Raw genomic sequence first — 13,128 nt, 5'->3', positions numbered from 1 at the left:
TTGGGCGGTGGAAAGGTAGTTCCCGGGTTTGGGCGTCGCGGGCGGCTTTAGTCGGAGTCCCCGCGACGGTCGAAGGTGAGGCCGCCGGGGACCTGGAAGGTGGGCATGAGTTCCAGCATGCCCACGTTGACGTGGCGCGGGGTTTCGATGGCGTAGTCCAGGGCGTTGACGATGTCGTCGGTGGTCAGCGACTCGTAGCCCTCGTAGTACGTTTGCCAGGCTTCTTCCATGGCCTCGGGGCTGCCGCCCATGTTGCGGCCAAAGATCTCGGTTTCCACGCGGCCGGGGCAGATTTCGGTGACGCGGATCCGCTTGCCCACGGTGTCGTTGCGGAGCTGCCGGGAAATTTGGTGCACTGCGGCCTTGGTGGCGTGGTAAACGGTGTGGCCGTAGAAGTTGTAGATGCCCGCGATGGAGCTGATGTTGACCACGTGGCCGAGGTCCCGTTCCACCATGCCGGGCAGGACCAGCCGGGTGAGCTGCAGGAGCCCGCGGAGGTTGACGTCGATGAGTTCGTCGATGTCCTGCTCGGAGGAATCCAGGATGTTGCCCGGCCTGGAGACGCCGGCGCAGTTCACCAGGACGTCCACTTTCAGGTCATTGACGACGGCGGTCAGGGCGGCGGTGTCGGTCAGGTCCACCACATGCGGGACTGCTCCGGTGCGGTCGGCAAGCTCGGTGAGGCGTTCCTCGTTGCGGGCCACCGCATGGACGGTAAGGCCGCGCTTGGCCAGCCGTTCGGCGATGGCGGCGCCCATGCCGGTGGAAGCTCCGGTGACGAGGGCGGTGGTGTAGTCGGAAAAAGGCATTGGTACTCCAAAGTGGTGGAATTCGGGCGGGCTCTTGTGTCCGGCAAGGGGTCGGACGCAGGAGCCCCGGTTGGCAGGGGTTAGGGATCGCGCAGCGGTTTGTGGGCGCGGTCCTTGGCGGTGGAAAAAGCGTTCATGATGTTCAGGCTCCTGACGCTGGGCTGAGTTCATGCCAGCGCTGACCGGCGCCGATGCCGAGGAGTCCGAAGACTGTGTTGATAGTGTTCCGGAGCCTGTCCAGTTCAAGGCAGGCGGCGCGGTGCATGGCTGTTGCCTCAGCAACGGATGTCTTTCTGAAGGTGACGGTGTGTCCAGGTCTGGCTTGCGCCAGGACGTCCAGTGAGCGGCTCGTGACCACGGCCAGGACCGGGTAGCCCGCCGTCACGCCGCGTCCCCGGTGCAGCACCAGCAGTTCCGCGCGGGACGGGATCTCGATGGCCCCGACCGGAACACCGCGGGAGAGCACTTCGGACGTGAGCTGACGCTCAGGAAGGGCACCACCGAGCCGCAGCCCAATGTGGTTGCTGCGGGGGCTCACGGTGTACTGCGTGGTGAACAGCAGGTCCGCCGTGTCACCAAATTCCGCCACGTCCGGCCCGTCCGTGACATCGATGACCGGATTGGTGGTGAAGGCGGGTTTGGTGAGGCCCAGCCGGAACAGCGGCAGGCCAAAGTGCGGCTGGGTGATGGGCGCTGTGGTCTTCCGGGTTTCCAGGCGGAAGCCCTCCACGAGCTTCAACCCGAAGCCCACCACAGTGTCAGGGGCACAGCTGCCCAGCAGGCTGGGGACCGTGAAGGATCCGTGGACGGCGATGTAGGCGCGCAGTCCCGTCCGGATTCCCCGAACGGCCACGACTTCGCCGGCCCGGACGGACACCGGCTCCCATTGCGGGCATTCGCGGCCGCCCACGGTGAGGTCCAGGGGCGCTCCGGTGACGGCGATCAGCAGGTCGGTGGTGGCGCGCATCCGGAAGTCCAGCGCGGTGAGTTCCAGTAGCGGGTCGTTGTCTTCGTTGCCGGCAAGGATGTTTGCGGCTTTGGCGGAGTACTGGTCCAGGGCGCCGTTAACGGGCAGCCCGAACGCCGGGCCTTTCGTCCGGCCGAGGTCGGTGACCACGGAGTGGCCAGGCTGAAGGATAATCAGCGAGCCGGTCATGGCCGGGCCTCCAGGAACTTCCCCGTGAAGTTTCCGAAGTCCTCCGCGGGAATGCGGTAGAAGCGCAGTTCGTCACCCGGAACATAGGGCACCAGGGGTTCGCGTGCCGCGTCCAGGACTGTTAAAGGGGTCTGCCCGATGACGCACCAGCCACCCGGAGCCACTGCGGGCGCGATCACTGCCTGGCGTCCGGCAACTGACACCGCACCTGCGGGAACGGACAGCCGTGGGTCCTTGAGCCTGGGCACGGGGACCGGGAAGTCGGGTCCGTCCATCATGGGAGATCCTGCCGGCGCGCCCAGGCAGCGGATGACGTAGGTCTTGGCCGTATGCCGGGCGATGACGTCCTCAACGTTCAGGCCCTGGTGGTCCGCCACGCGGTCCAGGTCGGGCCCGTAGTCGCCGCCGTACACCACGGGAACCTCGAAGCGGCGCGGTTCCCGTGGTGCGGGGCCGGTGAAGTCCAGCTGGCGCATTCCCAGGAGGACGAACGCCCGGACCTGCCGGGCTGAGGTGACGTAGGGGTCGAATTCCACCAGGACCGAGTCGTAGGTGGGAACGGCGCCGTAAATTCCGTCGACGCCGGCCGTGGCCAGCCAGCCAGCCAGGGAGTGCACCGTGGCCCAGTTCGCTTCCGCATCACCGGACCGTGCCACCAGCCGCAGGGCGGCGTCTCCGGATTCGAAAATATCCAGGGCTGTCGGCGTTGTCGTTGCGGCCATCGTCAGGACACCTTCTGCTTTGCGGCGAGCACCTCTGCCAACGGGGCGATGGTGACGCCCGCGGCAATCAGTTCGCTGCGGATCAGGCGGGCCAGTTCGACGGCGCCAGGGTTGTCACCATGCAGCAGCACCGTGTCTGCCTGGATGGCGATGTCCCTGCCAGAGGCAGTCTCGATCAGTCCCTCACGTACCATCCGCACGGTGCGCTCGACGATGACGGCGGGGTCATGGATCACGGCGCCGGGCTGGCTGCGCGGCACCAGTGTGCCGTCATCCTGGTAGGCGCGGTCCGCGATGCCGACGATGGCCACCCGCAGGCCGCGCTCCGCGGCGGCGGTGGCGAGTTCACCATCCTGCGCCAGGATGATCAGGGCGGGATCCACGCGCACGGCGGCATCCGCTACGGCTCCTGCATAATCGGCGCGTGTCGCCACCAGGTTGCCCAGGCGGCCATGCGGGGCAAGGTGGGAGACGGAACCGCCGTGGTAGGCGGCAAACGCTGACAGGGCTCCCAGCTGGTAGATGACGTCGGTGCGGACCTCGTCAGCGGTGAGGTCCATTGCCCGGCGGCCGAAGCCGCGGAGGTCCGGGAAGCTCGGATGGGCGCCGATGCCGACTCCCCTTCGGATACATTCGGCCACCGTGGCGTCCATGATGGCGGGGTCCCCTGCGTGGAAGCCGCAGGCGATGTTGGCGCTGGACACGATCTCCAGCAGGGCTTTGTCGTCACCGATCGAGTAGGCTCCAAAACCTTCACCAAGATCCGCTACGAGATCGACTGTGGGCATTACGGGCCTTTCTCTGCCGGGTACTGCGGGTGTAAATAAGTGTGGCATCGGAATTTGAGCTACACAAAGACGAATGCGGTATCTCCCTATAGGGAACAGCTATGACCTTCACCGGCGCTATTGGCGCGTGCCCAAAGAATGTACGCCTTGTTTCGTAGCTGTAAAAATCGTGCGGCCAATAAATTCTTTCCCCGCCTATGCAAGAAACATATGCAGTCATCAAAATCGGCGATGGCTTGGCGGGGATAGAATGTCTTGGTCATTGGAAAGTCATCTGTAATTAACCTATGCCCGAGACTAGGATCACACAAAGACGTAATGCCTGTCCCGCCATAGCGCCAACGTATGACCCCGCATGCTGTGCCGTCCCCGCCGGAAAAGAGGAGCGCTATGGACACCCGGAAGCTGGCGTACTTCGTCAAGATCGTCGACTCAGGAAGCATCACCAAGGCGGCCGCCGCCCTCCACGTGGCCCAGCCCGCGCTGAGCCAGCAGGTGTCTGCCCTGGAAACGGAGCTGAAACAGCGGCTCCTGATCCGGAGCAAGCAGGGCGTGGAGCCCACGGCGACCGGCCACACCCTGTACCGGCACGCGCAGACCATCCTGCGGCTGGTAGAGCAGGCCAGAATCGACGTTGCAGCCTCCGGCGCTGCCCCCTCGGGCCGCGTCTCCATTGCCATTGCGCCGTACAGCATGGCGTCCAGCCTTACCCCGCGGATCATCAGCGAGGTGGGCCGGCGCTACCCGGACATCGTGCTGCACCTGACCGAGATCTACGGTGGTGTGCTCAGCGAGGCCATCAAGAACGGCAGGCTGGACATGGCCCTCATCTATGAACCCGGACCGATCCGCGGGGTGCAGTTCACCACCCTCATCGTCGAGGACCTGTACCTGATTGTTAACTCCCGGCGGGAGCTTCCGGTAGCTGGGGACGCCGACAGCATCACGCTCGAAGAGGTGGCCACGGTTGGGCTCTTCCTGCCCGAACAAATCCACACGCTGCGGCAGGTGGTTCAGAAAGGCATCGAAGGCAAGGGCCTGGAGCTGAAGCTGGTGGGTGAAGTGGAATCGGTCCCGTCCCTCACCCGACTGCTGCGCACGGACCTCGGGGCAACCATCCTGCCAAAGTCGGCCGCGGATGCCCTGTTCCACGAGGAGGACTTCCGGGTCCTGCGGATCGTCGAACCCGCACTGCAGTGCAAAATCGCACTGTGCACCCCGGACCATGAGCCCCTGTCCGAAGCCGGTTCAGCGGTCCTGCTGGTACTGAAGGAAATGCTCCAGGAAATGCTCCGCAGCAAATACCCGCCCATTCCCGGTCAGTGACCGGAGGGCATCATAAGGGCGGCTTATCAGGGCACTTTTGTTTTGTCTTATTCAAGGCTTAACCGAAGTTCTAGGATAAAAGCCATAAAGGTCCGCTGAAACAGCGTTCACCTCGGCAATAAATTCCCGGAGCCCACCATGAAAAAGATCACCAGCCTGCGATACCGGAAAACAGCGGAAAGAAGAATCCAGCTCAAAGCAAGCACCGGTTCACACTGCCCCACCAACGGCTTCTGGCGGCCGGAGGACGGCCCGTCCGCGGAGCCGGTATTCGTGTTTGAGGGCAGCATGATGCCGCCGGGCAAAAACGGCTCCACCATGTGGTACCTGGACGACTCTCAGGTGGGTCCGCCCGCCTACCTCCTGCCCGGTATGAACTAAGCCAGTACCCGGCCGCACGGGGGCAGCAAGAGGCAAAGCCCGGAGTTCCGAAAGGAACCCGGGCCTCTTGGTTTTAACAGAGAGTTGCTGCGTAACTGTCGTCACAACGAAGGAGTCATGACGGCAGTTACGCAGCAACGCAGGAGCTACATCGCAGGTTGCAGTTCAGCATCCTCGACCAGCAGGCCCTTCGCCTTCAGCACATCCGTCAGTTTGCACAACTCGATGGTGGTCCCCCCTTCCTTGTAGCGGCGAATGAGGTCGTCCTCCGCGTCAACGCGTGCCTGCGACAGCTTGATGACTTGCTCGATCTCATCCTTGCGGACCACCACCACACCGTCGGCGTCACCCAGGAGGACATCGCCCGGGTAGACAATCTCATCACCAAACACCAGTGGATGGTTGATGGGCCCAATGGTTTCCTTGACCGTCCCCTTGATGCAGATACTGCCGGAGAACACCGGCAATCCAAGTTCGATCAGGTCCTTGGTGTCGCGGACGCCGGAGTCCGTGACCATACCGGCCAGGCCCTTTGCCTTCATGGCGTTGCCCAGCACATCGCCGAAAGTCCCCGCCTCTTCGTACTCACCGGCGGACACCAGGACAACATCGCCCTTCTGCGCATAGTGGATGGCCACCTGGAGCATCAGGTTGTCCCGGGGTGCACAGACCACGGTGACGGCGGGTCCGCAAAAGGACATGCTGCGGTCGATGGGCTTAATCCTGGAGCTCAGGGCGCCCTTGCGGCCCTGTGCTTCATGCACTGTGGCGGAGGAAAACTTGGAAAGGCGCTGAATGGCGTCCTCCGAGGGCCGGTCGAATTTCGTTTTGACGTGGATCATGGGGAGCTCCTGTTGTTGGAAAGAGTAGGCAAGGGGAAGGTTGGGTCAGGCCAGCGCCGTGACGGCCTTTTCGATGGCGGCAATGGATTCCTCGATCACCGGCAGCCCGGTGGCGTAGGAGATCCGGAAGTAGGGGCTTAGCCCGTAGGCCGAACCCTGGATAACGGCAACAGAGGCTGCTTCCAGCAGGTACAGCGTGAAGTCCTCGTCGTTGGTGATCTGCTTGCCATCGGGGGTCGTCTTGCCGATGACCCCGGCACAGTTGACGTAGGCGTAAAAGGCGCCATCCGGCGTCGCGCATTGCAGGCCCTTGACGGCGTTCAGCCCGCTGATTGCCGCATCGCGCCGTTCGCGGTACACGTTCACGCTTTCGTGGACGAATGCCTGGTCTCCGGTAAGAGCCGCGGCAGCAGCTGCCTGGCTGATGGAAGACGGGCAGGAGGACATCTGGGACTGCAGCTTGTTGATGGCAGCCACCAAGGGCCCCGGCCCACCGGCATAGCCCAAGCGCCAGCCCGTCATGGCATAGGCCTTGGAGACGCCATTCGTAACCAGCACACGGTCCTTGAGCTCAGGGGCAACGGCCACCAGGCTGGTGGTGTGCTCTTCGCCGAAGTGGATCTCGTCGTAGATTTCATCCGTGAGGACGTAGACGGCCGGATGGTCCTTGAGGACGGCCGCCAGTGCGGCCAGTTCCTCACGGGAGTACACCGCTCCTGTGGGGTTGGAGGGGGTATTGAGGATGACCCACTTGGTGCGCTCCGTCAGTGCCCCTGCCAGGGCCGTGGGGGTGAGCTTGAAGCCAGTATCCTCGCCGCAGGAAACGATCACAGGGGTGCCTTCGTTGGCGAGCACCATGTCCGGGTAGGAGACCCAGTAGGGTGCGGGGATGACAACCTCGTCGCCTTGGTCCAGGGTGGCCATGAATGCGGTGAAGATGACCTGCTTCCCGCCGCCGCCGATGGTGATCTCACCCGGCGTGTACTGCTGGCCGGTTTTGCGCTGCAGCGTCTGCAGGATGGCCTTTTGCAATTCGGGCGTCCCAGTCACCGACGTGTATTTGGTTTCACCCCGGCCGATGGCTGCGATGGCAGCGTCCTTGATGTGCTGCGGTGTATCAAAATCCGGCTCGCCGACCGTCAGGTCCAGGATCCGGCGGCCCTCGGCCTTGAGCTCCCGCACGCGTGCCGCCGCGGCAACGCTGGGTGAGGATTTGATACGGGTAACGCGGGATGCGGGCACGAATTCAGGCATGTTCTCTTCCAGGCTTCCGGTACGGATGAGGGTGGTTCATTCGAGCCTAGGGAAGGAACCATGCTCTTGGATAAGACCTAAAGTGCGTGGACAGATAAGCAGCCCTTATGACGGGGCAGGCCAGAACTTTCGCGTATTGCTCCATGCACTTTCGGTATTGCCTGGCGGGCTTGCCCGCGGCGTAACCTGCAGGGTGGAGAGACCTGAGGAAGGCACAGCGCCGGCCCCCGGCACGTTCCTTCCAGACCGCCGGGACAAACCGCGGGAAAGGTGCCCCTGCTGCTGGGAAGCCGCGTTGACATGGAAACACCACCAACGAAAGACAAGGAGCAAAGGTGCCCAGTAGAGAGATTCAGGAACGGATACTTGCGCGTACGGCCGGCACCGGGACGGGCGGTGCCGGCGTGGCCGCCTACCGGTACCGGGGCGTGCCGAAGCCGGACCCCGCTACTGCCCGCGCCCAACAAGCGCTGGCCATGCTGGCCCAACTGCGGACGACTATCGCGCTCCGGTCCAGCCGGGTGCGTGCCCTCACCGCCGAGCTGGGTGACTGCGTTGCCCAGGCCGTGTGCGACGGCGTGAAGGTTGCCGCCGTCGCAAAGGCCGCGGGCCTGCCTGCCGCCAGTATCCGGTCTGCCGCGCTGGCACGCGGCGAGCTGTACCCGTCGGGCCAAACCCGAAACCGCCATCTGGACCTCATTGCAGGATTGGCCGCGGAGTTGGCGGCAGCCGAGGGCACCCGGAGTGCCGCAGAGGAACAACGCACGCAGGTACTGGCCCTGGCCAGGAAATCCCGACTGCTTGACGACTACCAACTTGCCGGGGCAAGCGGCCTGAAGTCCGACGAGATCCGCAAAGTGACCAGGGGCGTGGGCTTGCGCGTGGCCTAGCCGCAAGGATCGTCCCGGCTGATCCGCTGCCCGCCGTCCTTCACCCCGTTGTCCCTGGCGAACGCCGGCGTAGACGAGTTCCGGCTTACTTCACGCCTCCGCTCTGGCGGCGACTGGCAACCAAGCGTAGCGTCATTTCGAAGAGGCCGCGGCGAGCACGGTGTCTGCTTGTGCGGCGCTTCGGTGGTCGCGGAGGAGGCCAGAATGGCGGGGTGGAATGCGGATACGGCGGCCGGTCCACTAGGGGCTGGCTCTGTGACGTTGGTCGAGGGCTCATCCTTCTGTATTTCGTCGTCCAACGGGGATATTCAGGCCGACCGTCCGCACGGCCTCTTCGTGGCCGACGTCAGGATCCTTTCTGCCTGGCGACTCACCGTGAATGGACAGGCGCTTGAACCACTCACAGCGGAGACAAAGGAGCCGTTCCGTGCCGCATTTGTTGCAAGGATCCCCCGGTCCGACGGCTACGCGGACAGCCCACTTATCGTGGAACGGCTGCGGAAGTCGGGGCCGGCCTCCAGGAGCAGCTCACCGTCCAGAACTACTCCCAGGAGCCGGCTGAGTGCCTCATCGTTCTGGAAACGGGGGCCGACTACGCGGACCTCTTCGAGGTGAAGGAGGCACGTATCCGGCGACAGTGGGAGCAAACACGGGAAGCCGACGACGGGATGCTCACCATTCGGGCCAGTTGGCAGGACGTCCGCAAAGGCACCGCCATCCACGTACCTGGTGCCGACATTTCCGGTAACACCGTCCAGTATCGGGTGTCCGTACCCGCTCATGGGCAATGGAGCACAGTCCTGACCGTTCTGCCCACCAACGATGGAGCCCACGCACCGGCTTTCGCCCATTCCGAGGGGGATAGCCTGTCCCCCCGAGACCGCCGCCGGCGGGAGTGGGTTGCGAAAATCCCCGAACTGCAGGTAGCCAACCGCTCCGTGGAACGGACCCTGCGCCGCAGTTATGACGACCTGGGCGCTCTGCGGATCGAGGACCCCGACCATCCGGAGCGCGTCGTCGTCGCCGCCGGGGCGCCCTGGTTCATGACCCTGTTTGGAAGGGACTCCTTGTGGGCCTCGGTGATGGCTTTGCCGGTAGACCCTTCGCTGGCCCTGGGCACACTCCAGACCCTCGCCGATCGCCAAGGCACCGTGGTGGACCCCATGACGGAAGAGGAACCCGGCAAGATCCTCCACGAGGTACGGCTCGACGTCTCCAGCGGCCTGTCCCTGGGCGGCAAGTCGAACTACTACGGCAGCGTGGACGCCACTCCCCTGTTCCTGATGGTGCTCGGTGCGGTCAGTCGTTGGGGATTCGCCGCGGACACCATCAAGGCCCTGCTGCCCCACGCCGACCGCGCACTGGACTGGATCGTGAACTACGGCGACAAGGACGGCGACGGCTTCGTCGAGTACCAACGGCTCAACGATCAGGGGCTGGTCAATCAAGGCTGGAAAGACTCCTGGGACGGCATCAACTTTGCCGACGGCAGCCTGGCCGAGCCACCAATCGCGCTCTGCGAGGTACAGGCCTACGTCTACGTCGCCTACCTGTCACGGGCATGGCTGGCCTACGAGGCCGGTGACATGGCATTGGGCAACGACCTCACCGATCGCGCTGCCCGGCTGAAGAAGCAGTTCAACGAGCAATTCTGGATCCCGGAGCGAGGGTACTACGCCATCGCGCTAGACGGCAGGAAACGGCAGGTTGATGCCTGTGCCTCGAACATGGGGCACTGCCTGCTTCAAGGTCTGATCGACGAAGACAAAGCACCGCAAGTCGCCGCGCACCTGATGTCACCGGAAATGTTCAGCGGCTGGGGCGTACGCACCCTGGCCAGCAACATGGGCGCCTACAACCCGGCCAGCTACCACAACGGGTCCGTTTGGCCCCACGACAACGCCATCATCACGGCGGGGCTCCTCCGGTACGGCTTCGTCGCCGAAGCGCAGAAAATCGCCACCGGGATGATGGACGCGACAGAGTTCTCCGACGGCCGCCTCCCGGAACTGTTCTGCGGCTTCAGCCGGGACCACCTCGCCACTCCCGTTCCCTACCCCACCGCCTGCTCGCCTCAGGCATGGGCAGCCACCGCACCCATCCAGATCGTGTCCAGCCTGATGCGCTACGACCCGGTCGTGTCTGCCGGCGGCGTGTGGCTCGATCCCGTCCTCCCCGAATCCTTCGGGGACCTGCACATCTCCAACGCCCCGCTTGGCAATGGCCGCATCACCATCGACATCGCCGGCTCAGTCCCGTCCGTCCAGGGACTACCCCCGGGGATGGCCCTTCACCGGGGACACCGAGCGTGGATGTCCGAATTGGTGGAGGAAGCGGTGCAGCGTCGTGGAAATAGTCGCCCCTCGTCAAACCCTCTTCGTTAGGGAACCACGTCGAGCTTCCTGTTGTCCAAGGCCTCCCGTTCTTCGCCTCTATGCCATAACGAATCGCTATGTAGGTACATAAAAGCGGACTTTGTGTGACCCACACCGCAAACGTTAACTTGATGTCTGGGGCCGGTCCGCAAAGCCGTAAACACGACTTGCGAGAGAGCTCACAGCAGGACCAACCGGATATTCCACTCGAAATCTCTTTCCCAGAGCCCAGGTGTAGCGGCAGCCGGTGTTCACCCAATCACCCACGGAGACGAAATGACTGAAACCTTACTTCCGAAGAAGACCCCGGTCAGGGCCGCGGTCGCGGCCTGGATCGGCACGACGCTGGAGTACTACGACTTCGCCGTGTACGGCACCTCGTCCGCGTTGATTCTGAACGTCCTCTTCTTCTCGCCCGAGCTCCCCCAGGGCATCAGCGTGCTGCTCGCCATGGTCACCTTCGCGGTCGGCTACGCGGTACGCCCGCTCGGCTCTCTCATCCTGGGGCCGCTGGGTGACCGCCGCGGCCGCAAGTTCGTCATGATGATCACGCTGTTCGGCATCGGCGGCTGTACCTTCCTGATCGGGTGCCTGCCCACGTACGCCCAAATCGGTCCTCTTGCTCCGATCCTGCTCGTGCTGATCCGCGTCATCCAAGGACTGTGCCTTTCCGGCGAGCAGCCCAGTGCCATCACCATGAGCCTGGAGCATGCTTCCGAGGGCCGACGCGGCTTCCTTGCGAGCTTCACCACGTTGGGATCCTCCTCCGGCACGCTGCTCACACTGCTGGTCTTCATCCCGATCGCAGCCATGCCCTCGGAGCAGTTGCTGAGTTGGGGTTGGCGGCTTCCATTCTGGGCCTCTGCCGTCGTAGTCGTCGCTGCATACCTGATCCGCCGCCACATCCAGGAGCCGCCTGAGTTCGTAAAGGTCCAGACCGCCAAGGTGAACGTCGCCCCCCTCAGGCACCTTTTGCGCTTCCACTGGCGCGCGGTGCTGCGGATCGTATTCTGTGCGCTCATCGCGGGCACAAGCTACATGATGCAGACCTTCTCGGTGGCGTTCGGGACCGCCGGATACAAGCTGGATAAGCCGACCATGCTCCTGACGACCACAGTCTCGGCAGTGATCGCCCTCGGAATCACGCCCCTGGCAGGATTCCTTGTGGACAAGATCGGCCGCAAAACGATGTTCCTCATCGCAACGGGCGGCGTAGGAATCACGATGGTGCCCTACCTCTGGTCAATCACGACCGGCAACTGGTCGCTGATCTTCCTGTTTGGCATCGTCAACTACTCCCTCTTCTACTCAATGGTTAATGCGTCCTGGCCCGCGTTCTTCGCCGAGATGTTCCCCGGCCGGCTGCGCGTCTCCGGGCTCGCCCTTGGCACCCAGATCGGCTTCGCCATTTCGGGCGTCATCGGCCCCGTACTCTCGACAGCACTCGCTGGCCCCGATCTGAAAGATTGGGTCGGCCCGTCCATGGTCGCGCTCGGGTTCATGGTCCTGGCAGGGATCTCAGCCCTCACCGCGAAGGAGACCAAAAAGTACACGCTCAAGGAACTCGACGAGGTGCAGCAGAGTGAGCGGGAGACGGCCGTCCTCACGGCCGCGACCGTGTCCGCGGGCACAGCTACAGCTACCCACGGCCTCGCTGGTTAGCCTGGAATGCAGATGTGACGGGTAATCCGCCCCTGAGCTGATCGCGAACTGGCTGTACGGGGCGCAACATTCGTTACGTCGTGAATACGTGAAGACCTCTTAGTCTTGGTGGCCGTTACACACCGCCAACGACTAAGAGGTCTTCGTGTTCCGCCCGTAATGCCGTCTGGCCTTTCTTTTCTGACAAGGGTGGCAGAATTTCATATGCCCAACCCTGACAATTGACCGGGGCCTACAGGCACTCCAATAAGGAAGACATAAGTGTGGACTTTTCACACCTCATTCGGCCGGACCAACACTCACCGCAACTCCCCCGGGTAACAATAGCGGCCTCCCAAGTCCGTTCCGAGTCACGGAGGTGCGTCATGTCGCACCCACAGCCCCGTGCCGTCGACAGGTGCGTGCCACCGAGCTAACCCGAAGGAACGGAAACGAGGCACTGCAAGGACCCTGTGACAGCAGGCGGAAAACCCACCAGCCAGGGACTTGACCCCGCCACCCACACACCTGGATAGGCCACGCGACGGCCAGGCCACAGCCGGCGAACCAACCCCGTGTGAGTGACGCCACCACAATCTTTGTCACCGCGTTAAAAGCAAAAACCCCTCTGACGAGGGGATATGCTGTGCCCTAGGTGGGACACGAACTACATTCAAACCCTGGAAAACACCGGAAACTCCGGAAAACATGTGGAATCCTAAACAGTCCAACCGGTGTGCGACCCACTTCGACGGTGGAAGTGTCGACGTTGTCCACGCCCCCATTTGCCCCTGAAATGTGTCCCACACGCCAGCCCGGCATGGCCGGCCCGGTATCCGGAGAGCTATGTGGATGGCGCCACAACGTCCTCCAGTACTGACCTGTCGAAGAAACGGATCTCGCCCGTTGCCTCGAAGAACACCGGAACTACTGATGTGCTCAAG

The 13,128-nt window shown here is 63.4% G+C and carries 10 protein-coding genes and 1 pseudogene; 5 read left to right on the top strand and 6 right to left on the bottom strand.

What is annotated here, in order from left to right; translation table 11 throughout:
- Positions 1-47: 47 nt before the first annotated feature.
- The 4 genes from NMQ03_RS09840 to NMQ03_RS09825 form a co-directional block, all read right to left on the bottom strand.
- A complete protein-coding gene (locus NMQ03_RS09840) occupies positions 48-809 on the bottom strand; it encodes an SDR family oxidoreductase (protein WP_255175418.1) in 762 nt (253 codons plus the stop codon).
- Positions 810-951: 142 nt separating this feature from the next.
- The gene (locus NMQ03_RS09835) at positions 952-1,965 is read right to left on the bottom strand and encodes a biotin-dependent carboxyltransferase family protein (RefSeq protein ID WP_255175417.1); all 1,014 of its coding nucleotides are present in this window, start codon (positions 1,963-1,965) and stop codon (positions 952-954) included.
- Positions 1,962-2,687 (bottom strand): allophanate hydrolase subunit 1, encoded by a 726-nt coding sequence (locus tag NMQ03_RS09830; RefSeq protein ID WP_255175416.1) that lies wholly within the window; start codon positions 2,685-2,687, stop codon positions 1,962-1,964. Before NMQ03_RS09830 ends, NMQ03_RS09835 begins: the two co-directional genes overlap by 4 nt.
- A gap of 2 nt (positions 2,688-2,689) precedes the next feature.
- Positions 2,690-3,475, bottom strand: a complete 786-nt coding sequence (locus tag NMQ03_RS09825) for a LamB/YcsF family protein (RefSeq protein ID WP_255175415.1) — start codon at positions 3,473-3,475, stop codon at positions 2,690-2,692.
- Positions 3,476-3,865: 390 nt separating this feature from the next.
- Here NMQ03_RS09825 and nac point away from each other — a divergent pair, with 390 nt between their 5' ends.
- Complete coding sequence (nac, locus tag NMQ03_RS09820) at positions 3,866-4,801, top strand: nitrogen assimilation transcriptional regulator NAC (RefSeq protein WP_255175414.1); 936 nt, start codon at positions 3,866-3,868, stop codon at positions 4,799-4,801.
- A gap of 138 nt (positions 4,802-4,939) precedes the next feature.
- On the top strand, positions 4,940-5,182 hold the full coding sequence (locus NMQ03_RS09815; protein ID WP_255175413.1) for a hypothetical protein: 243 nt from the start codon (positions 4,940-4,942) through the stop codon (positions 5,180-5,182).
- 146 nt (positions 5,183-5,328) lie between these two features.
- Here NMQ03_RS09815 and NMQ03_RS09810 read toward each other — a convergent pair whose 3' ends face one another.
- On the bottom strand, positions 5,329-6,024 hold the full coding sequence (locus tag NMQ03_RS09810; RefSeq protein ID WP_255175412.1) for a 4-carboxy-4-hydroxy-2-oxoadipate aldolase/oxaloacetate decarboxylase: 696 nt from the start codon (positions 6,022-6,024) through the stop codon (positions 5,329-5,331).
- Between the two features lie 45 nt (positions 6,025-6,069).
- Entirely contained in the window at positions 6,070-7,278 is a 1,209-nt protein-coding gene (locus tag NMQ03_RS09805; RefSeq protein WP_255175411.1) for an aspartate transaminase, read from the bottom strand.
- 335 nt (positions 7,279-7,613) lie between these two features.
- Here NMQ03_RS09805 and NMQ03_RS09800 point away from each other — a divergent pair, with 335 nt between their 5' ends.
- The 3 genes and pseudogenes from NMQ03_RS09800 to NMQ03_RS09790 all read left to right on the top strand — a co-directional run bounded on the left by NMQ03_RS09800 (position 7,614) and on the right by NMQ03_RS09790 (position 12,205).
- Positions 7,614-8,168 carry a hypothetical protein gene (locus NMQ03_RS09800; protein ID WP_255175410.1) on the top strand — a complete coding sequence of 185 codons (555 nt, stop codon included), beginning with the start codon at positions 7,614-7,616 and terminating at the stop codon, positions 8,166-8,168.
- A gap of 204 nt (positions 8,169-8,372) precedes the next feature.
- Positions 8,373-10,552, top strand: a pseudogene (locus NMQ03_RS09795) (glycogen debranching N-terminal domain-containing protein).
- A gap of 267 nt (positions 10,553-10,819) precedes the next feature.
- On the top strand, positions 10,820-12,205 hold the full coding sequence (locus NMQ03_RS09790) for an MFS transporter (RefSeq protein WP_255175409.1): 1,386 nt from the start codon (positions 10,820-10,822) through the stop codon (positions 12,203-12,205).
- The last annotated feature ends 923 nt before the right edge of the window (positions 12,206-13,128 follow it).

This window comes from Arthrobacter sp. DNA4, from assembly GCF_024362385.1.
In the GTDB taxonomy this organism is placed as follows: Bacteria; Actinomycetota; Actinomycetes; order Actinomycetales; family Micrococcaceae; genus Arthrobacter.
Note: the sequence above shows the minus strand (reverse complement) of the source record. Positions and strands in the feature narration are given on the sequence as shown.